This window comes from Variovorax sp. OV329 (assembly GCF_900114785.1).
Classification (GTDB): Bacteria; Pseudomonadota; Gammaproteobacteria; order Burkholderiales; family Burkholderiaceae_C; genus Variovorax.
This window is the reverse complement of record NZ_FOUG01000002.1, coordinates 121977-148954: the sequence shown is the minus strand read 5'-3', so window position 1 is coordinate 148954 and position 26978 is coordinate 121977. Positions and strand designations below refer to the sequence as shown.

The 26978-nt window shown below is 67.4% G+C and carries 28 protein-coding genes; 16 read left to right on the top strand and 12 right to left on the bottom strand.

The annotated features are described in order from the left end of the window. Positions 1-34: 34 nt before the first annotated feature. From BM345_RS03450 to BM345_RS03440, 3 genes are all read left to right on the top strand, one after another. Positions 35-1024, top strand: coding sequence for an ABC transporter substrate-binding protein (locus BM345_RS03450; RefSeq protein WP_093375585.1), 990 nt, complete (start codon positions 35-37; stop codon positions 1022-1024). Between the two features lie 62 nt (positions 1025-1086). Further along, positions 1087-1587 (top strand): hypothetical protein, encoded by a 501-nt coding sequence (locus BM345_RS03445; RefSeq protein WP_139237460.1) that lies wholly within the window; start codon positions 1087-1089, stop codon positions 1585-1587. 32 nt (positions 1588-1619) lie between these two features. Next, positions 1620-2090: a GFA family protein gene (locus BM345_RS03440; RefSeq protein WP_093376219.1), complete on the top strand. Its 471-nt coding sequence runs from the start codon at positions 1620-1622 to the stop codon at positions 2088-2090. Positions 2091-2112: 22 nt separating this feature from the next. On the opposite strand, the gene BM345_RS03435 is transcribed toward BM345_RS03440, so the two are convergent. Together BM345_RS03435 and BM345_RS03430 are read right to left on the bottom strand one after the other, a co-directional pair. Beyond that, the gene (locus BM345_RS03435; protein WP_093375581.1) at positions 2113-2937 is read right to left on the bottom strand and encodes a transporter substrate-binding domain-containing protein; all 825 of its coding nucleotides are present in this window, start codon (positions 2935-2937) and stop codon (positions 2113-2115) included. 84 nt (positions 2938-3021) lie between these two features. Further along, complete coding sequence (locus BM345_RS03430) at positions 3022-3942, bottom strand: LysR substrate-binding domain-containing protein (RefSeq protein WP_093375579.1); 921 nt, start codon at positions 3940-3942, stop codon at positions 3022-3024. Between the two features lie 111 nt (positions 3943-4053). Here BM345_RS03430 and metC point away from each other — a divergent pair, with 111 nt between their 5' ends. The 4 genes from metC to BM345_RS03410 all read left to right on the top strand — a co-directional run bounded on the left by metC (position 4054) and on the right by BM345_RS03410 (position 7408). Continuing rightward, on the top strand, positions 4054-5223 hold the full coding sequence (gene metC / locus BM345_RS03425; protein ID WP_093376217.1) for a cystathionine beta-lyase: 1170 nt from the start codon (positions 4054-4056) through the stop codon (positions 5221-5223). Continuing rightward, the gene (locus BM345_RS03420) at positions 5220-5870 is read left to right on the top strand and encodes an amino acid ABC transporter permease (protein ID WP_093375577.1); all 651 of its coding nucleotides are present in this window, start codon (positions 5220-5222) and stop codon (positions 5868-5870) included. Before metC ends, BM345_RS03420 begins: the two co-directional genes overlap by 4 nt. Then, entirely contained in the window at positions 5867-6640 is a 774-nt protein-coding gene (locus tag BM345_RS03415; protein ID WP_093375575.1) for an amino acid ABC transporter ATP-binding protein, read from the top strand. Before BM345_RS03420 ends, BM345_RS03415 begins: the two co-directional genes overlap by 4 nt. A 189-nt stretch (positions 6641-6829) precedes the next feature. After that, the gene (locus BM345_RS03410) at positions 6830-7408 is read left to right on the top strand and encodes a putative pterin-binding protein (protein ID WP_093375572.1); all 579 of its coding nucleotides are present in this window, start codon (positions 6830-6832) and stop codon (positions 7406-7408) included. A 178-nt stretch (positions 7409-7586) separates the two neighbouring features. Here the strand turns inward: BM345_RS03410 and BM345_RS03405 are convergent, their stop codons facing one another. Then, positions 7587-8195: a glutathione S-transferase family protein gene (locus BM345_RS03405; RefSeq protein WP_093375570.1), complete on the bottom strand. Its 609-nt coding sequence runs from the start codon at positions 8193-8195 to the stop codon at positions 7587-7589. 137 nt (positions 8196-8332) lie between these two features. After that, the gene (locus tag BM345_RS03400; RefSeq protein ID WP_368086471.1) at positions 8333-9397 is read right to left on the bottom strand and encodes a glutathione S-transferase family protein; all 1065 of its coding nucleotides are present in this window, start codon (positions 9395-9397) and stop codon (positions 8333-8335) included. A 254-nt stretch (positions 9398-9651) separates the two neighbouring features. Between BM345_RS03400 and BM345_RS03395 the strand changes: the two genes are divergently transcribed. The 7 genes from BM345_RS03395 (at position 9652) to BM345_RS03365 (ending at position 16821) form a co-directional block, all read left to right on the top strand. Then, entirely contained in the window at positions 9652-11043 is a 1392-nt protein-coding gene (locus tag BM345_RS03395; protein WP_093375566.1) for an amidase, read from the top strand. Positions 11044-11078: 35 nt separating this feature from the next. After that, entirely contained in the window at positions 11079-11978 is a 900-nt protein-coding gene (locus BM345_RS03390; RefSeq protein WP_093375563.1) for a tryptophan 2,3-dioxygenase, read from the top strand. A 142-nt stretch (positions 11979-12120) separates the two neighbouring features. Further along, entirely contained in the window at positions 12121-12837 is a 717-nt protein-coding gene (locus tag BM345_RS03385; RefSeq protein WP_254789496.1) for a nitroreductase, read from the top strand. A 76-nt stretch (positions 12838-12913) separates the two neighbouring features. Next, positions 12914-13864, top strand: coding sequence for a ring-cleaving dioxygenase (locus BM345_RS03380; RefSeq protein ID WP_093375558.1), 951 nt, complete (start codon positions 12914-12916; stop codon positions 13862-13864). An 18-nt stretch (positions 13865-13882) separates the two neighbouring features. Then, complete coding sequence (gene wrbA / locus BM345_RS03375) at positions 13883-14518, top strand: NAD(P)H:quinone oxidoreductase (RefSeq protein ID WP_093375556.1); 636 nt, start codon at positions 13883-13885, stop codon at positions 14516-14518. Positions 14519-14675: 157 nt separating this feature from the next. Further along, positions 14676-15587: a LysR substrate-binding domain-containing protein gene (locus BM345_RS03370; protein WP_093375554.1), complete on the top strand. Its 912-nt coding sequence runs from the start codon at positions 14676-14678 to the stop codon at positions 15585-15587. 115 nt (positions 15588-15702) lie between these two features. After that, on the top strand, positions 15703-16821 hold the full coding sequence (locus BM345_RS03365; RefSeq protein ID WP_093375552.1) for an iron-containing alcohol dehydrogenase: 1119 nt from the start codon (positions 15703-15705) through the stop codon (positions 16819-16821). 82 nt (positions 16822-16903) lie between these two features. Here the strand turns inward: BM345_RS03365 and BM345_RS03360 are convergent, their stop codons facing one another. The 5 genes from BM345_RS03360 to BM345_RS03340 are packed head-to-tail and all read right to left on the bottom strand — an operon-like array spanning position 16904 to position 22186. Then, positions 16904-17239 carry a potassium channel family protein gene (locus BM345_RS03360; protein WP_217653957.1) on the bottom strand — a complete coding sequence of 112 codons (336 nt, stop codon included), beginning with the start codon at positions 17237-17239 and terminating at the stop codon, positions 16904-16906. A gap of 36 nt (positions 17240-17275) precedes the next feature. After that, positions 17276-18307, bottom strand: a complete 1032-nt coding sequence (locus BM345_RS03355) for a DUF2955 domain-containing protein (RefSeq protein WP_093375549.1) — start codon at positions 18305-18307, stop codon at positions 17276-17278. Between the two features lie 15 nt (positions 18308-18322). Further along, the gene (locus BM345_RS03350) at positions 18323-19471 is read right to left on the bottom strand and encodes an HlyD family secretion protein (RefSeq protein WP_093375547.1); all 1149 of its coding nucleotides are present in this window, start codon (positions 19469-19471) and stop codon (positions 18323-18325) included. Next, complete coding sequence (locus tag BM345_RS03345) at positions 19468-21027, bottom strand: efflux transporter outer membrane subunit (RefSeq protein ID WP_093375545.1); 1560 nt, start codon at positions 21025-21027, stop codon at positions 19468-19470. The genes BM345_RS03350 and BM345_RS03345 overlap by 4 nt, the downstream gene beginning before the upstream one ends. Before the next feature lies 1 nt (position 21028). Further along, positions 21029-22186: an AI-2E family transporter gene (locus BM345_RS03340; RefSeq protein WP_254789494.1), complete on the bottom strand. Its 1158-nt coding sequence runs from the start codon at positions 22184-22186 to the stop codon at positions 21029-21031. A gap of 225 nt (positions 22187-22411) precedes the next feature. Between BM345_RS03340 and BM345_RS03335 the strand changes: the two genes are divergently transcribed. Beyond that, positions 22412-23041: a carbonic anhydrase gene (locus BM345_RS03335; RefSeq protein ID WP_175544891.1), complete on the top strand. Its 630-nt coding sequence runs from the start codon at positions 22412-22414 to the stop codon at positions 23039-23041. 13 nt (positions 23042-23054) lie between these two features. Here the strand turns inward: BM345_RS03335 and BM345_RS03330 are convergent, their stop codons facing one another. The 3 genes from BM345_RS03330 to BM345_RS03320 form a co-directional block, all read right to left on the bottom strand. Beyond that, positions 23055-23456, bottom strand: a complete 402-nt coding sequence (locus BM345_RS03330; RefSeq protein WP_093375541.1) for a c-type cytochrome — start codon at positions 23454-23456, stop codon at positions 23055-23057. After that, on the bottom strand, positions 23453-24037 hold the full coding sequence (locus tag BM345_RS03325; RefSeq protein WP_093375539.1) for a ferritin-like domain-containing protein: 585 nt from the start codon (positions 24035-24037) through the stop codon (positions 23453-23455). The genes BM345_RS03330 and BM345_RS03325 overlap by 4 nt, the downstream gene beginning before the upstream one ends. Before the next feature lie 105 nt (positions 24038-24142). Then, positions 24143-24841 carry an RNA polymerase sigma factor gene (locus tag BM345_RS03320; protein ID WP_093375537.1) on the bottom strand — a complete coding sequence of 233 codons (699 nt, stop codon included), beginning with the start codon at positions 24839-24841 and terminating at the stop codon, positions 24143-24145. 265 nt (positions 24842-25106) lie between these two features. Here BM345_RS03320 and BM345_RS03315 point away from each other — a divergent pair, with 265 nt between their 5' ends. After that, entirely contained in the window at positions 25107-26912 is a 1806-nt protein-coding gene (locus BM345_RS03315) for a PQQ-dependent methanol/ethanol family dehydrogenase (protein ID WP_093375535.1), read from the top strand. Positions 26913-26978: the final 66 nt, after the last annotated feature.

Genomic DNA, 26978 nt, shown 5'->3' with positions numbered 1-26978 from the left:
GGTCTGTCACGGGCGCAGGCCCCGAGGAGCTGAAGTGCTGCGCAGGTCGGTGCTGGCGCATTCCCTCGCGCTTGGCGTCTGGACGATCGCCAGGCCGCTTGCCGTACGTGCTCAACAGGCCCGCAGGGCGCACAGGATCGGCGTTCTCAGCCTCGCCGCGTTCGAAGGCACCACCCTGGCGGAGGTGATGGCGCAAGGGCTTGCCCGGCGTGGCTATGTGGTCGGCCAGAACATCGACATCGAGGACAGGTTCGCCGATGGAAAGGCCGACCGGCTGCCAGGGCTTGCCACGGAGCTCGTGGCACTCAAGGTCGATCTCGTCGTTGCGGGATCGGCGACGGCCATTCGCGCGGCCCGCGACGCCACGACAACCGTCCCGATCGTCATGGCGTTCAGTGGCGAAGACCCTGTGAAGAGCGGATTCGTGGCCAGCCTGGGTCGGCCGGGCGGCAACGTCACCGGGGTCACCGCCGTTGCGCGCGACATGGCCCCGAAATCGCTCGAGATGCTCCGCTATGCGGTGCCTGCGCTGAACCGCGTCGCCGTCCTTGCCAATCCAGCCCGGACGGAGCACGCCGAATACCTGCGTATGGTGCAGGCGTCGCTGCCCCCGGGCGTGCAGCTGCAGGTGGCACAGGCGTCGGGACCTCTCCAGTACGACGCGGCGTTTGCGTCGATGAGCCAAGCGCACGCGCAGGGGCTCGTCATCTTCGGCGATGTGGTGTTCACCCGGGACGCCGGGCGGCTTGCCGAACTCGCGCGCTTGCATGCGCTGCCCTCTGTCTACCTGCACAGGGCATTCGCCGTCGCCGGCGGCCTGATGACCTACGGCCCCGACCTGCGGCAGCTCCTGGACCTCGCCACGGAATACATCGACAGGATCCTCCAAGGCGCGGATCCGGGCACACTGCCGGTGCAGCAACCCACCAGGTTCAAGCTGGCCGTCAACGCCAGGACTGCGAGGGCGCTTGGGCTGACGATCCCGCCGGCGCTGGCGCAGCGCGTGGACGAGGTGATTCAATGAGCCGTTCTTGAGATGCGCCGGCGATCTGCAGCTTCGATGTTCCCCTTCGTTCTGGAGGACCTATGCGAGCAATTCCACTGTCGGCCATTGCCTTGACCGCCGCGCTTGCGGGTTGCGCCAGTGCCCCTTCGTCGAACCCTTCCGAAGACCCGCGTGCAGACAGGCTGGTCAACATGCGCCTGACGGCCAGTCGCCTGAACGCCGGCGAGACCGGCTGGGCGACGCTGGTGGGGCGCGGGGATCAGACCGACGCAACGGTCATGGCCTCCGGCGTTCCACCGCAGGTCAGCCGGCCGATCCATCTCTACACCTACATCTACGACGGGGTTTGCGCTTCCTTGGCGGCGCGGCCCTCGCATTCGCTCACCGCCGTGGTGCTCGCCCGCTCGGGTGCTGCGGCGGGCCAGATGGGCCCGCCCTACACAGTCTCGAACACGGCGGCGGTCCGGCTGTCCGAGCTTCGGGCGACGCCGCACGCGATCGTCGTGAGAAGCGCTCCGGCCGATGGCAACCAGAGTCTTTTCTGCGGCGACATCGCCCTCCGTTCGCCCAACGACGGGTGATGCGAGCCCCCGGTGCGCAAGGGATCCTCGTGATGGCGCCGCCCTATCCCGGCAGCTGCCTGTGCGGACAGGTCAGGTTCCGGCTGAACGCCGAACCGCTCACGCTCTATGCCTGTCATTGCACGGATTGCCAGCGCCGCTCGGGCGGTGCCCTGCTCCTGTCGATGTGGGTGGAGCGAGCATCGCTGGAAGTGCTGCAGGGGGCGCCCGAACTGGTTTCGTCCATCGCGAAGGACGGAAGGGAACGCAGGAACAGGGTTTGCCCCGCCTGCCAGATCCGCCTGTGGTCGGAGCCTACGAACCGCCCAGCGCTGGCGATCCTGCGGCCGGGCACGCTGGAGCATGCCGGGATATTCACCCCCATCGCCCATCAGTTCGTTCGCAGTGCGCTGCCGTGGTTCGTCTTCGCCGATGGCGTGGCGCGCTACGAGACGGCGCCGGATGATCCTGCCGAGTTCATCCGCCTGTGGAAGGAGGCGAAGAAGCAGTTCGCTCGCGGATGACAACGGCTACTGTGAACGCCGGCTAGCGGGCCTGGGCGCGGCGGATCTCCTCGGACATGCGGTAGCTGACGCCGACCCAGCGCTCGGAGAGCCGGTCGATGGTTCCGTCGGCGATCATCGCCTCCACCGCGGCGCTCACGGCGGCGCGCAGGGCCGGTTGCTGCTTGGGCATGGCGGCGGCCGAGAGCTGGTAGCTCAGGATCGGCCCCACTTCCTTGATCGGCAGGTTCTTGTCCTTGGCGTACTTGGTGCCCCCGAAGTAGGAGCTGATGGTGGCGTCGATGCGCCCGATCGCCAGGTCGTTGAAGACCAGCGCGCCGTTGTCGTAGCTGACGATGGTGGACCCGGGCAGGTTGGCGCGGGCCCAGCTCTCGTTGCTTGAACCGGTCGTGACGCCCACCCGCTTGCCGCGCAGGTCGGCCGTGTCCTTCAACTCGCTGGGCACGCGCACGAAGATGCGGAAGTCCTCGACGCCGTAAGGCGCGCTGAAGTCCACCTGCTTCTCGCGCTCGGGTGTGGGCGTCATGTCGTTCATCACCAGCTCGTACTTGCCGGCCTTGAGGCCTTCCACGAAATTCTTGCCGGCGTCGGCGATGAATTCGATGCGCGCAATGCCGATGCGCCGCGCCACCTCTCGCGCTACCTCCACGTCGTAGCCGGCCGGCTGGTTGTCGGCGCCCACGTAGGTCCAGGGCGGGCTCGACTGCGTGTTGGCGATGCGGATGAAACCCTTGGCGCGCGCATGGGCGAGCAGGTCCTGCGGCGCCTGCGCGAAGGCGGGCGCGAGGAGGCAGGAGGAGAGGGCGCCCAGCAGGAGGCGGCGGTTCAGCGTTGGGAAGATGTTCAAGCGCCAGCGATTTTGCGAGCCCGCGGCGCCTTCGCAAGGCGCCGGCGAACTAGGTCGAGAAGCGCCGCTTATGAGGCGTGGTGCTCAGGCGCGGTGCGCCAGCTGCTTGCCCAGCTGGCGCAGTTCCGCGTCCAGCTGGATGCGCATGACCTTGAGCAGGGCCTTGGCGTTGTCCGACAGCGGCGCGCCGGAGCGGAACACCATCAGCGTGCGCGCCTTCACCTCCACCGCCATCGGCTTCATCACCAGGCCGCGCTGCACGTGGTCCAGCGCGGTGATGGGGTGGGCCATGCCGATGCCCAGGCCGCGCAGGGCGAACTCGCACACCGAATGCGAGTAGGGCGTCTCGATCACCGGCTCGAGCCGGTGCCCTTCCAGCGCCAGGGCCTGCTCGAGCCGACGCTGCCCGCTGTCCTCGGGGTTGAGCGCGATGAAGGGATGCGCGGCCATGTCGGCGGCCGTCACGACGCGGCGCTCTGCCAGCGGATGCCGCGCGTTCATCACGACCACGCCGGGCACTTCGAGGAAGGTCGAGTGCTCCAGGCCGGCGGTGGGCAGCTCGTCGGCCATGAGGCCGAAGTCCACCTGCCCGCTGTGGACCTGCTGGTACACCTCGCGCGAGCTCATGACCTGGAAGGACATGCGGATGCGGCGCGCGGGCAGGTCGAAGGCCTGGATCGCGCGCGGCATGAAGCCCCCGCCCAGCGCCGGAAAGGAAGCGACCGCCAGCCGCCCCGTGCCGACATTGCGCAGGCTGCGGATGCGGTGCTCGATGAGCTCGAAGCCGGTGAAGTAGCGCTCGACGTCCGCCATGAGCATGACCGCCTCCTGCGTGGGCACCAGGCGCCCGCGCAGGCGCTCGAACAGGCGCAGGCCCGAGCCGGTCTCGAGCTTGCGGATGGCCTGGCTGATGGCGGGCTGGGACACGTCCAGGAGGGCGGCCGCCTTGCTGGTCGTGCCTGTCTGCATGACCGCGCGGAAGGCCTGGATCTCGCGCACTTCCATGGTTTGCTATTAGCTTCTCTTATGGACCTAGACGATGGAGCGGTTGAGCGTAGGCCCGTGCGCGTCGAAGAATCCGGCACTTTAAACGAACAGCATTTGCCGCGCTCGCGCATGACGACCGACACCGAACCCAGCAAGGCCTTCGACAGCCTCTCGCCGCCCGTGTGGCGTGCCTCCACCATCGTGTTCGACTCGCTCGACGACTTCGTGGCGCGGCGCACGCGGCAACCCGACGGCTTCAGCTACGGCGTGACCGGCACGCCCACCACGCGCGAGCTGGAGCGCCGCATCGCCGCGCTGGAGGACGGGCGGCACTGCATCGTCCTGCCCTCGGGGCAGGCCGCGCTGGTGGCCTCGCTGCTGACCTTCGTGCGGCGCGGCGACCACCTGCTGGTCTCGGCCGCCTGCTATGGCGCGCTGAAGGCCTTTGCGGACGGATGGCTCGCCAGCTTCGGCGTCGCGGTGGAGTACTTCGACCCGGCCATCGGCGAGGAGATCGAGGACCTGTTCCGGCCGCAGACCCAGATGATCTACCTGGAGGCGCCTGGCTCGATCACCATGGAGATGCACGACTCCACCGCCATCGCCCGCGCGGCGCGCCGCCACGGCGTGACGACGATGATGGACAACACCTGGGCCGGGCCGTTGGGCTTCAGGCCGCTGGCGCATGGCATCGACCTGAGCATCGAGGCCGCGACCAAGTACATGGGCGGCCACTCGGACCTGCTGATGGGCAGCATCGCCACCAACGACGCAGTACGCCACGAGCGCCTGCGCGAGACGCAGAGCGTGCTGGGCCACTACGTGAGCCCCGAGGACTGCTTCCTCGTGATGCGCGGCCTGGAGACGATGCGCCTGCGGCAGGAGGCCCAGTCCGCGGCGGCGCTGTCCATCGCCCGCTGGCTGCAGAGGCAGTCCGCGGTGCAGGAGATGCTGTACCCGCCGTTGCCCGCAGACCGCGGGCATGCGCTGTGGAAGCGGGACTACAAGACCAGCGGGTGCCTGTTCTCCATGGTGCTGCGGCCGGCGCCCGAATCCGCCCATCGCGCCTTCTTCGACGCGCTGGAGCGCTTCGCCATCGGTGCCAGCTGGGGCGGCGTGCACAGCCTCGCCGCCTACTACCCGGCCGCGCTGCAGGCCGCGCGGCCCTTCGCGCGCACCGACCAGCCGATCGTGCGCCTGTCCATCGGCCTGGAGGGCGCCGAGGCGCTGATCCCCGACCTGGAACGCGCCCTGGCCGCCTACGGGCGCGCGGCCGATGCCGGAGCGACGGCGCCATGATCGAGCTGTTCCTGCGTGCGCTGCCGCTGCTGCAGAAGGCCGTGCTGGTGACCATCGGCCTGGGCCTGAGCGCCTTCGTCCTGGGCTGCGCCCTGGGCCTGCTCATCGCGCTGGCGCGCATCTCGCCGTACCGGCCGCTGCGCTGGTTCGGCTTTGCCTATGTTTCTGTGTTCCGTGGCACGCCGCTGCTCATCCAGCTGCTGCTGATCTACTTCGGCCTGCCGAACTACGGCATCGTGCTGGAGCCGATCCCCTCGGCGCTGCTCGCGCTCACGCTGTTCGCCGCGGCCTACCTCAGCGAGAACTTCCGCTCGGGCATCTCCGGCGTGGACAAGGGGCAGTGGGAGGCCGCGTGGTCGATGGGCATGGGCTACTGGAAGACGATGCACCGCGTGGTGCTGCCGCAGGCCGTGCGCATCGCCCTGCCGCCGATGGGCAGCCGCCTGGTCGGGCTCATGAAGGACACCTCGCTGGCCTCCACCGTGACGGTGGTGGAGCTGACCCGCGTGGCCGAGCAGATCGGCGCGACCACCTTCCGCTACCTGGAGATGTTCGTGCTGGTGGGCGCGATCTACTGGCTCATCAACCAGGTGCTGACCATCGGCCAGACCTGGCTGGAGTCGCGCCTGTCGAGGCAGCTGCCATGAGCGGGGCCGTGGAACCGGTCATCCGCGTGCAGGGCCTGCACAAGCGATTCGGCGGCAACGCCGTGCTGCGCGGCGTCGACCTGGAGGTGCCGCAGGGCCAGGTGCTGATCGTGATGGGCCCTTCGGGCTCGGGCAAGACCACCTTCATCCGCTGCCTCAACTTCCTGGAGATGCCCGACCAGGGGCAGGTGCGGGTGTGCGGCGTCGAGCTGTCGCCGCCGCGCGGCGCGCTGCCCGATGCGGCGATGCGCCGGCAGATCCGGCAGATCCGGCTGCAGACCTCCATGGTGTTCCAGTCCTTCAACCTCTTTGCGCACATGAGCGCGCTGGACAACGTGATCGAGGGGCTGGTGTCCGTGCAGGGCTGGAAGCGCCCGGCCGCGAGCGAGCGGGGCATGGAGCTGCTGGCCAAGGTGGGGCTGGCCGACAAGGCCCGTTCGCTGCCGGGCCAGCTGTCGGGCGGGCAGAAGCAGCGCGTGGCCATCGCCCGCGCGCTGGCGACCGGCCCCAAGGTCATCCTCTTCGACGAGCCGACCTCGGCGCTGGACCCCGAACTGCGCGACGAGGTGCTGCGGGTGATGCGCGCGCTGGCCAGCGAGGGCATGACCATGGTGGTGGTCACGCACGAGGTGCGCTTCGCACGCGAGGTGGCCGACCGCGTGATCTTCATGGAGCAGGGCGTGGTGCAGACCGACCTGCCGCGCGACGCCTTCTTCGGCGCGCAGGCTGGCGAGCGCGTGCGCCAGTTCCTGGGCGCTGTATCGTGCTAGCGGGCCGCGCGGCAGCGCGCCGGCCCGTGGGGTCGCGGCGACGCGGGTTGCCACGCCGCTCGAGCTCTGCCTGGACGAATTCCCGCGCACCAGCTCGCTGACGCTGCCAGAGTGCGCACGTTCTTTTGCACACCCCCCGTTACAGCAAGCCCGTGGACGCCGCCGAATCCGCCGCTCCACAATGAGCCGATGAACAAGCGCCACTTCCTCGGTGCAGCGGCCCTGGGCGGCGTGCTGCCTTCCCTGCCCGCGCAATCCGCGGCCCAGCAGCACAAGGGCCCGGGTCTGCTGACCGTCAGCGGGCTGGTGGGCAAGTCCAATCGGGGTGCCGTCGACCCGGCGCTGGACCAGCTGCTGGTCAAGCACAAGGTCAGCTTCGACAAGGCGTTCGTCCTCGATGCCGAAGCACTGCAGCGCCTACCCGCGGTCAGAATCAAGCCGACGCTGGAATACGACGCCAAAGTTCATTCGCTTTCTGGCCCCCTGCTGACCAGCGTGCTCGAAGCGGTGGGTGTCACGGTCGACGCGATGCTCGGCCTGCGCGCCGTGGACGGCTACGTGGTGCCCCTGAAGATGGCCGAAGCTCGCGCGTATCGCATGATCGTTGCGACCGAGATGGACGGGGCGCCGCTCATGCTCGGCGGGCTGGGGCCTCAATGGGCGATCTACGAAGCCGACACGCTGCCTGCCTTCAAGGACAAGCCGCTCAAGGAGCGCTTCGCGCTGTGCCCGTGGGGGCTCTACAGTATCGAAGTCTCTCGGGCCTGAGGTCTCCCGCAACGGCGACCGCGAATGGCGCGAGCGCCATCCCGAGGCGGCGCCGGGCCGCGAATGATCGGCCGCCAGGTCTGCTGTCCCCCTCCCGCGCGCCACGCCGCTGGCCTTCCAATGCCCTGAGCCCGGGCTCGCGTTGCATGAGCGTTGGCATGACTCGACCGGGCATGACTCAACCGGCTTCCGGGATCAGCTCGACCCATCCGGCCTGGCCCTTGACTCGCGCGATCCATTCGCGAATCGAAGGAAAGCGCTCCATGTCGTAGCCACCTTGGGAAGCCAGCGAGACGTACGCGAAAACAGCAGTGTCCGCGACGGTGTAGCGCTCTTCGACCAGCCAGGTTCGCCCAACCAGCCATTGTTCCAGCATCTCGAGGGCTGGGTAACCCTCGGCGTGAAATCGCCGTATCTCCTGCTCCCTGCCGCTGGCGAGGCCGCGCAAATGCCATACGCGTGGTATCGCAATCGACTTTTGCAAGTCGGCCTGCTCGAAGAAAAGCCAGCTCATCACTTGCGCCCGAACGAGCGGATCGTCCGGTAGGTAGGGCGTGCCTTGCGCAAGGTAGAGCAGGATCGCACCGGACTCCACGATCGTCTGGGCATTCTCGAGTTGGAGGACGGGAACGCGTGCAAAACGGCTGAGCTCGCGAAACGCAGGTTCCTGCGTCTGTCCCTTGGCGAGATCGAGCGTGACACGCTCATACGGCAGCCCGAGCTGGCTCAGCAGGATTCGCACCTTCCACGAATTCCCGGACAGCCGACTGTCATAGAGGCGAAGCATCTGTTGACTCCAACATTGATCGGGCGCCGCCATTTTCCCACCAGGGAAGTGGTGCGCAAAGCCCTGCTCGGTGCGCAGCGCAGGCGCCGAACGACAGCGAGATCAATGCTGGAGCCCAAGGCCCGCCTTTTCTGCGGTCAATGCATGAGCGCATCCATGGGCTTTGAGTGCGGCAGGCTCCGGACCGAGGCTTCGATCGCCTCCTTGTACAGCGAAGGCCGGCGGACCAGCGCATCGAAATACCGGGTGACGTTCGGGAGTCCGCCCCACAAGGAGGCCAGGCCAAGATAGGCCAGGCGAACGAGATTGACGCCCCAGACCACGTCGCCGAGAGAAAAGGCGTTCCCCATCAAGTACGGCGACTGCCCATCCAGGTCACGGTCGAGATCCTCGAGCAGCTTGCGCGCATGGTGGCGGGCGGCGCGCTGGAATTCCGCGTCCCGTCGCCTTGGCAGGCCGCCGCTTTCCTTGGTGATCTTCGCGCGGTAGGCGGCGACGAGTTCGGACTCCCCGGCATTGGCAGCGATCAATCCCTCCAGCACCTGGATCTTGTACTCGTACACCGTCTCCATCACCGCCTTGAGCGCCTCCGGCCGCATATCGGCATCCGGATGGAAGCCATAGAGCAACGCAGTATTTGGAATCCGGTCGACGATCCCCACCTGGCGCATCACTTCGGCAACCGCTTCGGGGTCATCCGGCACAAGCTGGATCGTCTCGCGGACCGTCGAGTCGAGATAGGCGCAGATCCGCAGCGAATCCGCGATCACGCGGCCCGCCTGGTGATCGACGAGCAACGGAACGACGCAAGGGTCGAAGCCTTCGGTTTCCACCGACGTCCGCCCGCTGTAGCCCTTGACGAACTCCCGACCCAACTCGCGGCCGGCGACCAGCCGCAGACGGACATAGGCAGGGCTGTAGTGCTCGGCCGGCACAAGCCCGTCGGCGCCCATCGAACTCAGGATGAGCATGTCGTTCGATCGATAGGGTGATCGCTTCTCGTGCAGCACCGCCCGCACCTTCTGCGAGCACAGCGAGCTCGCAGCATGGAACAGCTCGAAGCGCGGGTTCTCGACATCGCCAACGATGGTCGAGCGAGCCCGATCCACCATGGCCGCGCGGGCGGCGGCCGCCATCTTCATCAACGACTCGTTACTCGACGTCGAATCGCTCTTGCTTGCATCGCTCTTGGTTGCATTCACTGCAGTACTCCATCAGGCCCTGGCAAAGATTCCAGTGGAAGTTCGAGACACACGTCTCGGCGCCTGACTCTAGGCACATCCACATCCGCGGTGAAGCCTGCTTTTCTTGCACGCACGGTTCGAGGACGCCGAACGATCTCACCACATGCCGTCGTCCATATCGCTGGACGCTGTGTCCCGCAGAGAGCAGCACACGACGGGCGCTTGTTGGCATATCTTTTTGCTCCAGAGAACAGGCATCGAGACCCCACGCCATGAGCCCCGTCCATCAGTCATTCACCGCGACGTCGCGCGCCCCGGCCCTTCGAGCCGCGCGCGATGCGCTCGCTGCGGGTCGCATCACCACTGTCGAACTGATCGAGCAGTCGCTGGAATCCGCGCAGGCCTGCAAGCGAGCTGTCAACGCCTTCTCTGTCGTCGACGGGAATCGCGCAATGGCTGCCGCGGCGGCCAGTGATCTGCGCTATGCCGAAGGCACGCAGCGACCGCTGGAGGGCCTGCCGATCGGCGTCAAGGACCTGATCGACACGAAGGATCTGGAGACCCGGTATGGCTCCGCAGCCTACCTCGGCCATATCCCCACCGCCGATGCCGACATCGTGAGAGCCCTCGTGGAGCAAGGCGCGATCCCCATCGGCAAGACAAGCACGCATGAGTTCGCGTGGGGCGTCACCACGGCCAGCAGCGTCTTCGGTGACACGTTGAACCCACTGGACACGCAACGCATTGCCGGAGGCTCCAGCGGCGGCGCGGCTGCGGCGATTGCCTTTGGTTCGATTGCCGCCGGATTGGGGACGGACACCGGTGGCTCCGTCCGCATCCCCGCTGCGCTGTGCGGCGTAGTGGGCTTCAAGCCGACGTTCGGGACACTCTCCACGCGCGGCATATTCCCATTGGCGCCGACGCTCGATCATCCAGGCCTTCTCGGAGCAACAGTCGATGACGTGGTCCTTCTTGCGAAGGCCCTGCAGATCGAAGTTCCCACGCGCCATGCCTCGGCTTCCGCACGTCTGGGCGTCATACGTGAGATCGAACCAGTGCCCCCCAGCCCGGAGATCGCTTCTGCCTTCGAGAACGCCGTCGAAAGCATCGGCGAAGCAGTCGAGTGCGTGGAGATCGATGCATCCGCATCCGGTCTCTTCGACAAGCTCTACGACGCCTTCGCGAGCATCGTGCTGACCGAGGGCGCCATCGAGCATTTCAGGCGAAACGACTGGGACCGCATCGCCACGCACTATGGTGCAGAGACCGTCGACCGGTTGCAGCGGGCAAAGAAGATGGAGTTGCGTGCCTATGCCGATGCACAGGAGATGCGTCGGCTCTTCGCAGCCAGGCTGCACCGGGTCATGTCGACGGTCGACTATCTCGTGCTGCCGACCTGCCCGTGCACTGCGCCGCTGCGGGACGCGCAATCGGCCTCGATCGGCGGCTGGTCCGGCACCGTGCGCGAGGCGCTGATGACCTACACCGCGCCTTTCAACCTGGCGGGATTCCCCGCCATCTCCATTCCCCTGACGCACGCTGGCTGCGCGCTGCCCGCATCGCTGCAGATCGTGGCGCGGTCGGGACAGGACGGCGCTCTCCTGCGGCTTGCGCAGCAGTTGGAGTCGATAGCGCGCGTCCCATCGCCTCGACCAGAACCATGAACCCCACCCCGCAAACGCAACCCAAGGAGACGACAGTGAGCAACAACCCTTCAAGCCTGGACATCCAGGCATCGTCAAGCCACGAAGCAGGGCAGACGCCCTACAGCGCATGGATGCAGACGGATGCACTTCACTCCCTGCAGCGCACGGTGAGCGACCACCCCGGAGAGCATGCGTGGATCACCCACGTGCAAGTGTCCGAGCTCTACTGGATGCTCATCATCAAGGAGATCCAGACCGCGCAGGCGTTTCTGCGCGCCGACAACCTGCGCGAGGCGCATCGAACGCTGCGCCGCGTCGTCGCACATCACGCGCCTCTCCAGGCCATCTGGCGCTCGATCGACTGGATGACCCCCACCGACCTGTTCGCCATGCTTTCCCGCGCGGTTGCGAAATATGGCAAGGACACGGCACTCCAAGGGTGGACGTATCGGCAGATGGTCTACCTGCTCGGCATCAAGCAGTCCCAGCACCTGGAGCACTTCGCGCCGCAACCCGAACGGCTGGCACAACTCGAAAAGGTGCTTTCCGAGCCGAGTCTCTACGACGACGTGCTCGCATACTTCAGCCGGATCGGCCGGCCTGTGCCCACCTCATTGCTCGATCGCGACCTGAGCGCACCCTACAGCCCCAGCAAGGAGGTCGAGCAGATCTGGCGAGACATCTACGCGGATCCGGACAAGAACGCAGAGCTCCAGCAGTTGGGCGAGACGCTCGCCGACATCGCCGAGGGATTCACCGAATGGAAGCATCGCCACCTCATGGCGACGCGCAGGACCTTCGGCACCAGGCCGGCCTACTTCGGCACCGAAGGCGTTGCGTGGCTCATGCCCACGCTGAATGAGATCCCGTTTCCGGAGCTCTGGTCGGCACGCACCTTCATCGGCGATCCGCCTGCGGCATGCCCGCACATGTCCAAGGCAAGAGGCGCCTGACGCCCCGCTGCCGAGCTGCAGCGAGGTCGATCGTTCGGCAATCCGGGACCGTGCGTACACGCACCGACGCCTTCTCAGCCGCAAGTCCCGTCCCTACGATTTCCCTGCATTCATCAATGCGTCACACACAGAGGAAACCACCATGTCAGCGAACCCACGGATGGAAAGTATGGAGTTGAGTGCGAACCCTTTCATTGACGACCTGATCCGGGATCGGCGCACCAAGCGCGGCTTCCTCGACCGCCCTGTCGCGCTCGACATGGTCAGGGACATCCTCGAGGTCGCGAGGTACGCGCCCAGTTCGAGCAATACACAACCCTGGCGCTGCTATGTCGTGACAGGTGAAGCGCGCAAGCGCGTGACGACCGCTGCCGTCGCTGCATTCCGCGCTGGCCCGGAGAAACTGGAACCCGAGTACCCGTTCTTCCCGCAGCCCCTGCCCGATCCGTATTCGACGCGGTTCAACACTTTTCGCGGCCAGCTCGGCGATGCGCAAGGCGTGGATCGCAGCGACAAGACGGGACGCATGCGCGACGTCGAGCGCCAGTTCCTGTTCTTCGATGCGCCTGTGGGCATCATCTTCACGATGGATCGATGCCTGGAGCGGGCGAGCTTCATCTGCTACGGGTGCTTCCTGCAGAACGTGATGCTCGCCGCCAGGGGCCGCGGACTCGACACCTGCCCTCAACAGATCTGGTCGCTGCAATACCCGGTGCTGCGCGCCGAGGTCGGCATCCCCGAAAACGAGATGGTGATTGCCGGCATGTCGCTGGGCTGGGCCGACAACAGGCTCCCCGAGAACCGGATGGCCCTGCACAAGGTGGCGGTCGACGACTTCACCTCGTTCATCGACGCATAGCAGCGACAAGCTCCCCGCCGGGAGATTCATCGAGTCGCCATCCATCAACCATTCGAGTCATTCACAGGAGACTTTCATGTCAATCATCAAGGGCTTTCATCATCTGACCGCGTGTGTCAGCGGCGCACAGGAGGATGTGGACTTCTATGTCAAGCTGCTCGGGCAGACACTCGTCAAGAAGACGGTTCTTCTCGACGGAGAAGAACCGGTCTACCACCTCTACTACGGCAATGCGCGAGGTGACGCTGGCACGCTCGTGACGTCGTTTCCCTTCAAGCAGAAGGGTGTGAAGGGACGACGCGGCTCCGGCCAGATCAAGGTGATCAACTACTCGGTGCCGAGGGATTCGCTCGAATTCTGGCGCGAGCGCTTCAGCGCGAAGGGCGTTGCCTTCGACAAGGACGTCGTCGAGCGATTCGATGAAAGACGGCAGCGCTTCCAGCATCCTTGCGGCATCGAGTTCGATCTCGTCGAATCCGACCGGGACGCGCGTCCACCCTGCTCCGCGAGCGATATCCCGGAGCAGTTCGCGATCCGCGGTGTTCACAGCATCACGCTGTCGCTTCGCGAGGTTGCCGAATCGATCATCTTCATGCAGGAGGCGCTGGACTTCCGGTACGCAGGCCAGTCCGGTCCCTATCACCGCTTCGAAACCGCGGACGGCGCGCCCGGCACGGTCGTCGAGTTCATTCACGAACCCGACCGGCTGCAAGGGTCGTCGATCTACGGCGAAGGCACGATCCATCACGTCGCCTTCGCGGTCGACAACGTCGAGCAGCAGATGCTCATCAAGGACAAGCTCATGTCGATGGGCCACATCGACACCTCCGAGTCGGTCAACCGCAACTACTTCCGATCGATGTACTTCAAGATGCCCGGCGGTGTGATGTTCGAGGCAGCCACCACGGACATCGGCTTTGCCATCGACGAGGCGCCGGGGCACTTCGGCTCGGAGTTCCAGCTCCCGCCGTGGCTGCGCGAGCGCAAGAACGAACTGCTCGGGCGCCTGGAACCGATCGCTGTCTGAACCCCAAGGAAAAAAACCATGTCCAAACCCAAGATCCTCATCGCCTTCTACTCCCGCAACAGCTCGACCGAGCTCCTCGCAAAGGCCATCGCCGAAGGCGCCCTGTCCGAGGGCGCCGAAGTGCGGCTTCGCCGAGCCCGCGAATTCGTCGGACCCGAGGTCATGCGCCAGTCACCCGGCTGGTCGGAGCGGGCCACCGAAATGAACGCGAAGTACGAAGCCCCGACCGAAGCTGACGCCGAATGGGCAGATGCCATCGTCTTCGGAACGCCAACCCGGTTCGGCTCGATCTCGGCCGAGCTGAAGGCCTACATCGACGGGCTCGGTGGCCTCTGGTTCCAGGGAAAGCTCAATGGCAAGGTGGGCTCGGTGTTCGGATCGACCTCGTCCAGGCACGGCGGCAACGAATCCACGCTCCTGTCCATCTATGGGCCCATGGCGCACCTCGGCTTGATCATCGTTCCGCTGGGTTACGCCGACGCGGCAATGTTCAGCGCCGGCACGCCGTACGGTGCGACCCATGTGTCGCAGCGGGATACGGTGATGCCCGACGCCGAGCACCTGGCCGTGGCGAACTTCCAGGGACGGCGAGTGGCGTCGGTTGCGCGCGCATTGGCTGGCCCGCGCATCCGCGTTCCCGACACGGTCTCCTGAGTGAGAAGGGCAGGCCAGTAACGCGGCCCGAGGGGTCGCGTGATCCGGGTCGCAGGCAGTATGCTTGCAGGACCGGGTCGATGAACCGATGCGTGCCCGGGCATCGGTTGATCCGACCTCATCCGCCAGAGTTGCGCCTCCTTTCTCCAGGCTTCGCATGTTGGACTTGAAGGACGTCTTCTATTTCGTTCAGGTGGTCGACCGTGGTGGGTTCACCGCCGCCGGCACGAGCCTGCGCTTGCCCAAGTCGACACTGAGCCACCGCGTTCAGGAACTGGAGACCTCGCTGGGCGTTCGTCTCCTGAACAGGACTTCACGCCAGTTCGGCATGACCGACATCGGCAAGGAGTTCTACGAGTACGCGGTCGCGGCGTTGCGCAGCGCGGAGATCGCCGAGGAGGCAGTTCGTCAGAGACTGACCGAGCCCAGCGGCGTGATCCGCTTGACGACGGCTGTGGAGATTGCGCAATTCGCCCTCAGGGATCTGCTGCCGATATTCCTCAATCGCCATCCGAAGGTCCGGATCGTCGAGATCGCAACCGACCGTTACGTCGACATCGTCGGGGAAGGTTTCGATCTCGCGATACGCGGGCACACGTCGCCGCTGCAGGATTCATCGCTGGTGCAGCGGGCCATCTCCCACGTCCCCTGGTATTTCTTCGCGGGCCCCAAGTACCTCGAGCAGATGGGCGTGCCCGAACGACCCGAGGATCTCGCGCAGCACATGGCCATTTCGATGGTGCTCAACGGGCCGCCGATCTGGCAGTTGCGCGGGCCGGACGGCGAGGAAATCTCGATGCCCATCGAGCCCCGATTCCAGAGCAACAACATGGTCGCGCTCAAGGAAGCGGCCTGCGCCAACCTGGGCATCGCCGCGCTGCCGGGTTACATCTGCAGGTCGGAACTGCAAAGCGGGGCCTTGCAGCAACTCCTGCCCGACTGGATGGCGGCCGATGCGCGCATATCCGCACTGATTCCCTTTCGCACAGGCCTGCTGCCCGCGGTGCGATCGCTTGTCGACTTCCTGTCCGTGGAGATTCCCGTCATCACCGCATTCGATCGACAGTAGCGCGCGCAGGGCTCGATCGTCCACCGGCGTGGACGCTGCGTTTGATGTTTGACGGCTTGTGAGCAGAGGGCGCGGACACTATCTTCTGGGCCTCAATCTGAAAGGCCCGATCGAGATGAACCAATACAACTGCCTGCCGCAAGACGGCGTGTTCTGGGGCGAGCACATCCTGCAAAGCACCGTGGCGCGGCTCGGGGACTATGGAATCCATCGCGCAATCACCTTCACGGTCGAGCCATTGGCGAAGCTGTACGACACCTACGTCCGGCCCAACGTGAAGCTGGGTGTAGGCACCTTCACGGACCTTCCGGCGCATGCCCCCGACATGGCGGTACTGAAGGGGCTCGATGCGTGCACGAACGCCGGAGCCGAATCGATCATCGCGCTCGGCGGCGGGTCCGTGCTCGATGCCGCCAAGGCGGTGTCGCACCTGCATCATGAGAAGACCGGCCGCTTCCTTCCCATCGCGGCGCTTCCCACCACGCTGTCAGGCTCCGAGTTCTCTCACTACTTCGGCATCACCGAGACCGATGGCGCACAGAAGTTCAAGCGCAGCTACGCTGTCCGTGAAACTGTTCCCAAGGTTGTCGTCATCGACCCCGTGCTTGTGCTCGACACGCCGCGCGCGCTGCTTCTGTCGTCGGCGATCAAGGGCATGGACCACGCGGTCGAAGGCATGCGCAAGGTCACCGGCGAGCACCCTCACGCGGTCATGGCCGCGAGCGGCGTCGCACGATTCCTTCGGGTTCTCGAGAAGTGGCCCAAGGCGATGCAAACCCGCGAGGCCATCGACGAGGGGCTGGTCACAGCCAACGACCTCCTGCAGCTCCAGCTTGCCGCGTGGCAGTGCTACTTCTCCCCGGCGTCGGTCATCTACGGCCTGAGTCACCGCATCGGGCACATCCTTGGCGGGACCTTCGGACTGCCGCACAGCGCGACCTCCTGCATCACGCTGGGGCCGGTCATTCGCGCCTGTGCGGCTTTCTATGGCGACAAGCTCGAAGTCTTCGCAGAACGGCCGGGTGACAAGCGCGCGGCAGTCGATCTGGCCGACAGGATCACCGGGGTAGTGAAATCACTGGGATTGCCCGATCGCGTCAGTGCCTTCGATCTCGACAGGGCAAGGTTGCCCGAGGTCGCCACGCTCCTCAAGAAGAACTACCCCAACGAGGTCGCCGACCTCGGCACCAACGCCACGGCCAAGCTCGACTCACTGCTCGAGAGCCTGTGGTGAACCACCTGAATCCCCGCTCGTCGGACGAGCTGCTCCAGCACCCGGTCGGCGCCCTGGACGACCCGCTTTGCGTTCTTGGCCGTCATTGCGCTGCCTGCTCGCTGTCCAGCGCCACGCGCAGTGCCTCCACGGCGACGGCGACGACGATGCCCGTCAGCACGATGCCTGAGAGTCCGATCACCATGGCCAGGCCCCGTGCCCATGCCAGCTTGGGCGCCAGGTCGCCATAGCCGACCGTCAGGCCCGTGACGAAGGAAAAATACAGGCTGTCGCTCCAGGGCCACCCTTCCAGGTGGCCGACGGCAAGGCCCAGCAGGGCCATCAATACCAGGAGTGCGGAGATGACGGGCCAGACGATGCCAAGCCCGCGCCAGAGTTCAAGGAGGAAGCGCCGTCGCAGGGGTTTGGGGTTTCGCATGGGCGACCTGGTCTTGGGTTGGATGAATCGGATCGATCAGCCAGGCTGCGGGCCACGGCGCCGGGCTCGCTCGGACCGCGCGGCCTTCCAGCGCTCCAGCACCCAGACGGTGCCGGTGGCGTAGAGCGCCACTCCCACGAACAGGCAGGTGCGCATGACCGAGCCTTCGAGCACGCTCTTGCCGCTGGCGCTGTCCTCGATGGCCGGGCCGAGCAGGATCAGCGCCGTGATCAGTGCATTGCTCCAGAACGAAGGCGCGAAGCGCGTGCGCCGCGTGCCGAACATGGCCGAGCCGGTCCACAGCGCGGCGGCCATCAGCCACAGCGTGAGCATCCACAGGCTGGGCCACAACGAAAGGCCCAGCCAGACCACCATGCCGATGAAGGCGCCCATGAGGGTGGAGCCGACCAGCTCGCGGCCGGCCGTGCCGGCGTGGGTCTCGCTGGCCTGCTGGCCCAGCGCCGCGGTCTTCATCACCGCGGCGAGGTAGAAGGACGGGTTGGTCAGCGCGAGCAGGAACACCGGCATCACGATGAGCGTGCCGCGCAGCGCGATCCAGCCGGCCGAGTCGGTGGCGGCGCGTTGTGCGGGCGGTGCAGCTGGCTGCGGCGGGTCCGGGAAGAGGGCGATGGACAGCGCGCTCACCAGCGCCCCCACGGCCAGGCCGACGGCCAGCGTCGCGGCCAGCACGCTCACCAGCGCCTGGTCCGCCACGCCGGCCACCGGGATCATCGCGAAGGCAATCACCAGCAGCGTGGTCAGTGCACCGCCCCGGGCCTGCCCGACGCGAAACACCGCATGCAGCACCGCGCCCGTCAGCAGCACGCCGGCCAGCGCGTAATGCTCCAGCAAGGGGACCATCAGAACGCCGGCGGCCATCAGCGCTGCCAGTACCACGGCCCCGATCACGGCCTTGAGCAGCGGCATGGGCGGCCCGGGCTTGCAAAGCACCAGCACCGCCATCACGCAGACCACGAAGGGCAGCATCAGCGCCGCCCCGTAGGCGACGAAGGTGGCCAGCCCCAGGCCGAGGGTCAGGCGCAGGCTTGCCTTGTCAGCGCGGGTCATGGCGCGGCACTTTTCTCAGTAGAGGTAGGACAGCCAGCTCATCACGCGCATGTAGAGCGAGCCCAGCGCGTTCATCACCGGGTTGTCGCCGGTGAAGACCAGCACGTCGGCCTGGCCGCCCACCTGCACGCCGCGCAGCCGGGCCAGATCGGCCGGGTCGATCTCGATGGCCACCGGGAAGCGCTGCGCCTGCCGCAGCCAGTCGCGGCTGTTCTCCACGGTGGGCAGGGAGCCGGGCGACCCCGGCTTGCCGCTGCTCACGCCACGGCCCACGCTGCGCACGCGGCCCTTGAGCACCTGGCCCGGCTGCACGTCCAGCACGATGGCGGCCTCGTCGCCGGGCTCGATGTTGCCCAGGTTGTTCTCGGTCATCTCGGCGCTGATCCACAGGTCGTGCATGGCGATCAGCGTCATCAGCGGCGCGCCGGGCTGCGCGAAGTGGCCGACGTCGGTGCGCAGGTCCGTGACCTTGCCGCGCGCCGGTGCGAGCACGCGGGTGCGCGCCAGGTCCAGCTCGGCCTTCTCCACTGCCGCGCGCGCGCTCTGCAGCTGCGCGTTGCCTTCGCCGCTGTCGCCGGCCGCCTCCTGCGCCTTGCGCAGGTCGGCCTCTGCGCGCCGGGCCTTGCTGCGCGCCTCGTCGCGCGTGGACTGCGCGATCTCCAGCCGCCGCACCGAGATGGCGCCGGGGTCCTCCTCGTGCAGGCGCTCCTGCCGGCGGGCGTCGCGCTCGGCCATGTTGCTGTTGGCCTGGGCCGCGGCCAGGGCAGCGCGCGCTGCGTCCACGCCGGCCTCGGAGCCCAGCACCGAGCGGCGCACGGATTCATGGTCGGCCCGTGCCCGGCGCAGTGCGATGCGGAAGGGCTCGGGGTCGATGTCCAGCAGCACCTGCCCTGGGAGCACCTCGTCGTTGTCGCGCACATTCACCGACAGCACCTTGCCGGCCACCTCGGCGGCCACCGGCACCACGAAGGCCTGCACGCGCGCCTGCGAGGTGCTGGGCGTGAGGCGGTCGCCGACGAAGTAGATGAGCAGGCTGCCGACGATGAGAGCCACGAGCACCAGCGCGCCGATGCGCGTGCCGGTGCCGGTCTTGGGCGCCTGCGAATCGGACGGCGACCCGGGCGGCGGATCGGCGGGCGGAGGAGGGGCGGTGTTCTGACTCATGGCGTCCTGTGCCGCCGCGGCGGCTGCAGCTGCGCCGCCGGTGGCGGCAGGGGATCGTCGATCAGCGTCTTCCAGTCGCTGCGTGCGCGCAAGGTGCGGCGGGTGTCCTCGTCCAGCAGCGGCAGCTCTCGGCCCGCCTGCCAGCCGCCGCCCAGCGCCTTGTACAGCGCCACCAGGTTCTGCACCACGCTGCCCTGGGTGCTCACCAGCCGTTCCTGCTGGCTGAACAAGGTGCGCTGGGAATCGAGCACGCGCTGGAAGTCGATCAGGCCTTCCTGGTACTGAATGTTGGCGATGTCCAGCGAGCGCCGCGCCGCGCGCACCGCTTCCTGCAGGATGTCCACCTGCGTGCGGCTGCTGGCGAAGGCGACCGCGGCGTCGTCCGTCTCGCGGGCGGCACGCAGCACCGTGTCCTGGTACTGCTCGTTCAGCTGCTGGAAGCGCGCGTCCTGCACCAGCACCTGGTTGCTCAGCCGGCCGTGGTCGAACACGTTCCACACCAGGGCCGGTCCCACTGCCCACGACAGGGTGCTCGGCGACGCCGCCAGCGAGGTGGCCGACAGGCCGATGGAGCCGCCCAGCGCGATCGAGGGGTAGAGCGCGGCCTCGCTGATGCCGATCTGCGCAGATTGCGCCGCCAGCAGCATCTCCGCGGCGCGCACGTCCGGCCGGCGCCGCAGCAGCTCGGCCGGCACTTCGACGATCAGGCCCAGCGAGGCCTGCGGGATCTTGCCGCGGCCGACCTCCAGCTCGGGCAAGGGCCCGGGAGGACGGGCAAGCAGCACGTTCAGCGCGTTGTGCGTCTGGCGCAGCGCGCTTTCCAGGTCCGGAATGGTGGCCAGCGTGCCCAGGTACTGGGACCGCGCCTGCTGCACGTCCAGCTCGGATTCGTTGCCGCTGCGAAAGAGGTTCTGCGTGATCTCCAGGCTGCGCTTCTGGATGGCCGCGTTCTCGTGCGAGATGTAGAGCCGCTGCTCGGTGGTGCGGATGCTGCCATAGAGGCTGGCCGCCTGCGCCGCCACCAGCACCTGCATGTCGTCGTACTGCGCGATGCTCGCGAAGTAGGCCGCATCCGCCGACTCGATGCCGCGCCGGTACTTGCCCCAGAAATCAATCTCCCAGGCGATGTCGAAGCCAGCGCCCGCGCTCCAGAAGGCGCTGTCGGTGCCGCGCGACTGCCGCTGGCCCGTGCGCAGGGCGGAGGCCGAGACCTCCTGCAGTTGGGGATAGAGGCCGCTGCCCGCGATGCCCAGCAGGGCGCGCGATTCGAGGATGCGCATGCCGGCGATGCGCACGCCGGTGTTCTGCCGCTGCGCCTGCGCCACCAGCTGCGTGAGCACCGGGTCATCGAAGTTCGTCCACCAGGCGTCGAGGTCGGGCTGGGCCTTGGCCTTCGGATCGGCCGGCAGCGCCTGCTGCGCGCTGCTCGACCACGCGGGGAGCCACGGCACCGTCGGCGAACTGAAGTCCGGGCCCAGCACGGTGCAGCCGCCCTGCATCAGGCTGCAGGCAATTCCGGCAAGCCAGCGGCCAGTCAGGCGCGGCAAGCGAAGCATCCTATTGGCCGGCTGTCGGCGGGCCGTCCTGCGGTCCTGGCATTGCTGCCCGTGCGGCCGCGGGGTTGGCCTCCACCCAGCCCATGAAGATCTGGTAGCCCAGCGCCAGCAGAGTGGCGCCCACGAACATGCCCAGGATGCCCGCGGTGGCCATGCCGCCCAGCGCGCCGATAAGGATGACCGGCATGGGCGCGTCCACGCCGCGGCCCAGCATCAGCGGCTTGAGCACGTTGTCCGCCATGCCCGCCACGAAGAGCAGGATGCTGTAGAGCGTTGCCGCGCCGGTGCCGTGGTCCGAGCCGGTCCACAGCCAGATGATGGCCGGCAGCGTGACGATGATCGCCGGCACCTGCGCGATGCCCAGCACCAGCACGATGGCCGCCAGCACCCCGGGCCAGGGCACGCCGGCCACCAGCAGGCACAGGCCCACCAGGATCGCCTGGATGAATGCCACGCCGATCACGCCCTGCGCCACCGCACGGATGGTCGCGGTGGAGAGGGCAGCGAATTCCGCGCCCCGCGCCGGTCCGATGATGCGCACGAAGATGGCCCGCATGCCGCGCGTACCAGCCTGGCCGAAGGCCATGACGATGCCCGCCACGATGATCGCGCCCAGGAACATCAGCAGCCCGCCGCCGATGCCGGCGACCACGCCCAGGGCCGTGCGTGCCAGCTCGCCGATCTTGGGCTGCAGCGACTGCACCAGCGCGGGCAGGTCGGTATGCGCCTGCGACCAGAGCGCGAACACCCGCTCGCCCACCACCGGCCACTGCGCCACGGCCGGTCGCGGCTCGGGAATGCGCAGCGTGTTGTTCTGCACGTCGTGCACCAGCTGCCGGACCGTGTCGCCGAAGGAGCTCATCAGCACCGTGGTCGGCACGAGGATGAGCACGACCCCGGCCAGCACGACCAGGGTGGCGGCCAGGCCTTGCCGGCCGCCCATCCTGCGCGCCAGCGACTGGTGCATGGGGTAGAGCGTCACGGCCAGGATCAGCGACCAGACCATGAGGATCAGGAAGGGCGCGAAGATCCGGTAGCACAGGAGCGCCAGTGCCAGCACCAGGCCGGCACGGATGAAAACGTCCATGAGCGCCGACGCGTTTCGCTGCGTGAGCTCGATCCTGGGTTCGCCGGGCATGTCGATGCTTGACTTGTCCATCTCTCCTCCGTGAGTAGCGATGCCATTCCCCGCAGCCATTATGGGGACGCCCCGTGTCGCAGGCACTGGGTTCTCTCCCCAGCCGGAGCGTCCGCCCGGTCTGGCGTCCAGAAAACAACAGTTCGCACCTTCGGGCCGACCGGAACGCCCGCACCCCAAGATGCCCCCGATTGACACGGCTCGACCGCGACTTCTATGGTGCGGAACCACGCCGATTGTCGATCCATGGAATCCCACCAGCCCCTGCCCACTGCCGTAGAGGCGCTTGCACGTCTGCAGCAAGGCAACGAGCGCTTCGTGCAGGGGCGGGCGCGTTTTCCGACGGTGCAGAAGGAAATCCTGGCCGAGCTCGCCAAGGGGCAGCGGCCCTACGCGACCATCCTGGGTTGCAGCGACAGCCGCGTGCCGCCCGAGCTGGTCTTCGATGCCTCCTTCGGCGAACTGTTCGTGATCCGCGTGGCGGGCAACGTCCTGGGGCCCGCCATCCTGGGCACGCTGCAGTACGCGGGCGCGCACCTGAAGACACCGCTGTTCGTCGTGCTCGGGCATGAGGGATGCGGCGCCGTGGAGGCCGCCATCGGCACGCACTTCCACGCCGCACAGCACAGAAGCCGGATCGAGCTGCTGCTCGAGCAGATCACGCCGGCACTGGCCGGACTGGATGTGTCGCAGCCGCCCGAGACACTGCTCCAGCAGGCCGTGGAGGCGAACGTGCGCCACACCGTGGCCAGCCTGCGCGCGACGCCCGAGGCGCAGGCGCGCGAGCAGGAGGGCCTGATGCAGCTGGTCGGCGCCGTGTACGAACTGCAGACGGGCCGCGTCCGCTTCCTGGCGCCCGACGCCCAATCAGCCTGAGGGCCTGGCCACTTCAACGCTGCGCGCTTCCCGGCGGCCGGCACTCGGACGACGCGTTCGCATGGCGCAGGTAGGCGATCAGGTCGCCGCGGTCCTTCGCGTCCGGCACGCCGTCATAGGTCATCGAGGTGCCCGGCACGGCCGTCGTGGGCTTCGCCAGGAATCGGTCCAGCGTCTTCTCGTCCCAGGTGATGCGCGAATCCTTCATCGCCTCGGAGTAGGGGAAACCGGAGACGCTGCCGGCGCGCCGGCCCAGCAGCCCGCAGTGGTGCGGCCCGACGCGGTCGTAGGCGAGTGCATGGCATGCCAGGCAGCGCGCGTAGACCTGCTCGCCATGCACGAGCTGATCGGGCGCGGCCTGCGCCGCACCGGCGACGACGAGGAGCAGCGCAGCGGCAGGCAGCCAGCCGCTCATGACATGAAGGCCGAGGGCACCGGCGCCTCGCCCAGCGCATTGCGCAGCACGGCCCAGTGCATGGCTTCGTCGCCCAGGATGCTGGCCGCTGCCTTGGACAGGTCGCGGTTGCCGAACAGGGGAACAGCCCCCAGGTAGGCGCTCACGGCGCCTTGCTCCAGCTTGGCCGCGAAACGCAGCACGTCGGCCTGCGACTTCAGCTGGGCCACGGGAAAGTCGTAGCTGGACCTGGCGAGCACCGGCTTGCCACCGAGTTTCTCCACCGTCCTGGCCAACACCTGGGCGTGCTCCTTGTGATGGCCCTGGAAGGTCGCGGCGAGGTCCAGCACCGGCTTTTGCAGCAGCTTGCTTTCGGCGCCGAGCTGGTAGGCGGCAATGGCCTCGAGCTCCGCGCCCAGCGCGGTGTTCAGGATCTGGATGTCCTGCGGCGCACCGCCGCCGTCACTGCCGGCCTGCTGCGCGGCGAGCGCGTCCTTGCCGGCCAGCAGCGCGACCGCCACGCCGGAGAGTGCGAGGCCGCCGGTGCGGCCCAGGAAGATGCGGCGTGCCGCGGCAGGGTGAGGCATCTGAAGGAATGACATGTGGCAATCTCCATGGAAGGTGGGCGGATCAGATCGACCCTGCCCATTCGATGGAGTGGCTCTTCGCCACGTTCCCGCCGCGCCGATGCGGGCCTGCACCCTGGTCTACGTTTCGGACCCGACCCGCGCCATCACGCTGGCCACGATGCGGTCGCAGCGCGCGCCGTCGAAGGCGAAGGCATCGCCCAGCGCCGTGTCGATCTCGCTCGTCAGCCCTTCGCGCAGCAAGCTGCGGGCACGGAAGAAGCGGGTGCGCACCGTGGCCTGCGGGATCGCCAGCGCCTGAGCGACGTCCTCGACCGACATCTCCTCCACGGCGCGCAGCATGAACACGCTGCGGAAAGCCTCGGGCAGCAGGTCGATGCGTGCCTCCATCAGCTTGCGGATCTCGGCGCGCATGGCCACGCGCTCGGGCTGCCGGTCGGGATCGGCGGTGAGCGAGGCCTGGGTCTCGGGTTCGGTCGAGTTCATGGCGGCATCCAGGGGAATGACCTGTGCATCGCGCCGCCGCACCCGCCCGAGGGCCTCGTTCATCACGATGCGCACCAGCCAGGTCGAGAGTTTGGCGTCGGCACGGAAGCTGCCCACCGCCCGCCAGGCGCGCAGGTAGGCATCCTGCAGCGCGTCCTCCGCTTCGGCGTCGCTTCGGAGGATGCTGCGCGCAGTGCGGAACAGCAGGCGGTTGTGGCGCCGCATGATGCATTCGAAGGCACCGGCGTCGCCGGCGGCGGCGCGGGCCGCCAGTTCGGTGTCCTGCGGCATGCCGGTCGGGGCCGCGGGTGGTGCGTGTTGCAGGTCTTGCATGGGTTCTCCGCCCATTGGATGCGATGCCGGGCGCCGGCGTTCCCGGCCGCTTCACTGTGGCGCGATGTCACGCCCGTATCGTGCAACCACTGTTCAACCCTGTAGCAACCCAACGGGAAAACCCGCACGCCGAAGGGCGATAGCGGGCCATTCGCACGGTGGCTGGGGCTCCAGTCGCATGGCATGGCCCTTGCCCCCTGGGTCCGTGGAGGGCGCGCATCTCGAGCGCTCTCGCCAACCACGATCCACCCCGCAAGGAGACACCATGCAACTGAAGCTTTCGGCCGCCCTCGTCGCGGCTGGTCTGGCCGCAAGCGCGGCGAACGCGCAGGTCACGGACCGGATGATCCAGTCCGAGGCCACCGCCAAGGGCAACGTCCTCACCTGGGGCATCAACACCCAGGGCCAGCGCTATTCGCCGCTCAAGCAGATCAACACCGGCAACGCCGCGAAGCTGCTGCCGGTGTGGGCTTTCTCCTTCGGCGGCGAGAAGCAGCGCGGGCAGGAGTCGCAGCCGGTGATCATGAACGGCAAGATGTTCGTGACCGCCTCCTACTCGCGCATCTACGCGCTCGACGCCGCCACCGGCAAGAAGCTGTGGAAGTACGAGCACCGCCTGCCGGAAGGCATCATGCCCTGCTGCGACGTGGTCAACCGCGGGGCGGCGCTCTACGACAACCTGGTCATCTTCGCCACGCTGGATGCCCAACTCGTCGCGCTCGACCAGAACACCGGCGACGTGGTGTGGAAGGAGAAGATCGACGACTACGCCGCCGGCTACTCGGCCACGGCCGCGCCCATCATTGCCGAGGGCGTGATGCTCACCGGCGTGTCGGGCGGCGAGTTCGGCGTGGTCGGCCGCGTCGAGGCGCGCGACCCGAAGACCGGCAGGCTGCTGTGGACGCGCCCCACCGTCGAAGGCCACATGGGCTACGTCTACGACAAGGACGGCAACAAGAAGGAGAACGGCGTCTCCGGCACCGTCAACAAGAGCTGGCCGGGGGACCTGTGGAAGACCGGCGGCGCGGCGACCTGGCTGGGCGGCACCTACGACGCCAAGACCGGCCTGGCGTATTTCGGCACCGGCAACCCGGCACCCTGGAACAGCCACCTGCGCGAGGGCGACAACCTCTACTCGTGCTCCACCGTGGCCATCGACGTGAAGACCGGCCAGATCAAGTGGAGCTACCAGAGCACGCCCAACGACAGCTGGGACTTCGACGGCGTCAACGAGTTCGTCACCTTCGACATGGACGGCCGGCGCGTGGGCGGCAAGGCCGACCGCAACGGCTTCTTCTACGTCAACGACGCCAGCACAGGCAAGCTGGTCAACGCCTTTCCCTTCGTCAAGAAGGTGACCTGGGCCAGCAGCATCGACTTGAAGACCGGGCGGCCCAACTTCATCGCCGACAACCGGCCCGGCGACCCCACCGCATCGCCGGAGGGCAACAAGGGCAAGCCGGTGTTCGCCGCGCCCGGCTTCCTGGGCGGCAAGAACCAGATGCCGATGGCCTACAGCCCCGACACGAAGATGTTCTACGTGCCGGCCAACGAGTGGGGCATGGACATCTGGAATGAGCCGGTCGCGTACAAGAAGGGCGCGGCCTACCTGGGCGCCGGCTTCACCATCAAGCCGCTGAACGAGGACTACATCGGTTCGCTGCGCGCCATCGACCCCAAGACCGGCAAGATGGCCTGGGAAGTGAAGAACACCGCGCCGCTGTGGGGCGGCGTGCTCACCACGGGCGGCAACCTGGTGCTGTGGGGCACGCCCGAGGGCTACCTGAAGGCAGCCGACGCAAAGACCGGCAAGGTGGTCTGGGAGTTCCAGACCGGCTCGGGCGTGGTCGCGCCGCCGGTGACCTGGATGCAGGGTGGCGAGCAGTACGTGAGCGTGGTCTCGGGCTGGGGCGGCGCGGTGCCGCTGTGGGGCGGCGAGGTGGCCAAGAAGGTCAACCTGCTGGAGCAGGGCGGCATGGTGTGGGTCTTCAAGATCCCGGGCGCCAGCGGCAGCTCGCGGACCGCGAAGACTGCGCAAGCGGGCGGCGCCACCCGCGTCGCGGCCAACTGAAGCGGGGCAGGGACATGAGCCACATCGACGAAGGCCGGGCCCTCGCCATGACGCGCAGGTCCTTCG

Bases quoted from the DNA above. Each gene is read 5' to 3' on its own strand.
- BM345_RS03355 (WP_093375549.1), bottom strand. From the start codon at position 18,307: ATGACCCGCGCTGACAAGGCAAGCCTGCGCCTGACCCTCGGCCTGGGG.
- BM345_RS03345 (WP_093375545.1), bottom strand. From the start codon at position 21,027: ATGCTTCGCTTGCCGCGCCTGACTGGCCGCTGGCTTGCCGGAATTGCC.
- BM345_RS03415 (WP_093375575.1), top strand. From the start codon at position 5,867: ATGAGCGGGGCCGTGGAACCGGTCATCCGCGTGCAGGGCCTGCACAAG.
- BM345_RS03360 (WP_217653957.1), bottom strand. From the start codon at position 17,239: ATGCGAAACCCCAAACCCCTGCGACGGCGCTTCCTCCTTGAACTCTGG.
- BM345_RS03380 (WP_093375558.1), top strand. From the start codon at position 12,914: ATGTCAATCATCAAGGGCTTTCATCATCTGACCGCGTGTGTCAGCGGC.
- BM345_RS03405 (WP_093375570.1), bottom strand. From the start codon at position 8,195: ATGCTTCGCCTCTATGACAGTCGGCTGTCCGGGAATTCGTGGAAGGTG.
- BM345_RS03320 (WP_093375537.1), bottom strand. From the start codon at position 24,841: ATGCAAGACCTGCAACACGCACCACCCGCGGCCCCGACCGGCATGCCG.
- BM345_RS03430 (WP_093375579.1), bottom strand. From the start codon at position 3,942: ATGGAAGTGCGCGAGATCCAGGCCTTCCGCGCGGTCATGCAGACAGGC.
- BM345_RS03410 (WP_093375572.1), top strand. From the start codon at position 6,830: ATGAACAAGCGCCACTTCCTCGGTGCAGCGGCCCTGGGCGGCGTGCTG.
- BM345_RS03370 (WP_093375554.1), top strand. From the start codon at position 14,676: ATGTTGGACTTGAAGGACGTCTTCTATTTCGTTCAGGTGGTCGACCGT.
- BM345_RS03335 (WP_175544891.1), top strand. From the start codon at position 22,412: ATGGAATCCCACCAGCCCCTGCCCACTGCCGTAGAGGCGCTTGCACGT.
- BM345_RS03420 (WP_093375577.1), top strand. From the start codon at position 5,220: ATGATCGAGCTGTTCCTGCGTGCGCTGCCGCTGCTGCAGAAGGCCGTG.
- BM345_RS03350 (WP_093375547.1), bottom strand. From the start codon at position 19,471: ATGAGTCAGAACACCGCCCCTCCTCCGCCCGCCGATCCGCCGCCCGGG.
- metC (WP_093376217.1), top strand. From the start codon at position 4,054: ATGACGACCGACACCGAACCCAGCAAGGCCTTCGACAGCCTCTCGCCG.
- BM345_RS03315 (WP_093375535.1), top strand. From the start codon at position 25,107: ATGCAACTGAAGCTTTCGGCCGCCCTCGTCGCGGCTGGTCTGGCCGCA.
- BM345_RS03340 (WP_254789494.1), bottom strand. From the start codon at position 22,186: ATGGACAAGTCAAGCATCGACATGCCCGGCGAACCCAGGATCGAGCTC.
- BM345_RS03440 (WP_093376219.1), top strand. From the start codon at position 1,620: ATGGCGCCGCCCTATCCCGGCAGCTGCCTGTGCGGACAGGTCAGGTTC.
- BM345_RS03325 (WP_093375539.1), bottom strand. From the start codon at position 24,037: ATGTCATTCCTTCAGATGCCTCACCCTGCCGCGGCACGCCGCATCTTC.
- BM345_RS03365 (WP_093375552.1), top strand. From the start codon at position 15,703: ATGAACCAATACAACTGCCTGCCGCAAGACGGCGTGTTCTGGGGCGAG.
- BM345_RS03445 (WP_139237460.1), top strand. From the start codon at position 1,087: ATGCGAGCAATTCCACTGTCGGCCATTGCCTTGACCGCCGCGCTTGCG.
- BM345_RS03395 (WP_093375566.1), top strand. From the start codon at position 9,652: ATGAGCCCCGTCCATCAGTCATTCACCGCGACGTCGCGCGCCCCGGCC.
- BM345_RS03385 (WP_254789496.1), top strand. From the start codon at position 12,121: ATGTCAGCGAACCCACGGATGGAAAGTATGGAGTTGAGTGCGAACCCT.
- wrbA (WP_093375556.1), top strand. From the start codon at position 13,883: ATGTCCAAACCCAAGATCCTCATCGCCTTCTACTCCCGCAACAGCTCG.
- BM345_RS03330 (WP_093375541.1), bottom strand. From the start codon at position 23,456: ATGAGCGGCTGGCTGCCTGCCGCTGCGCTGCTCCTCGTCGTCGCCGGT.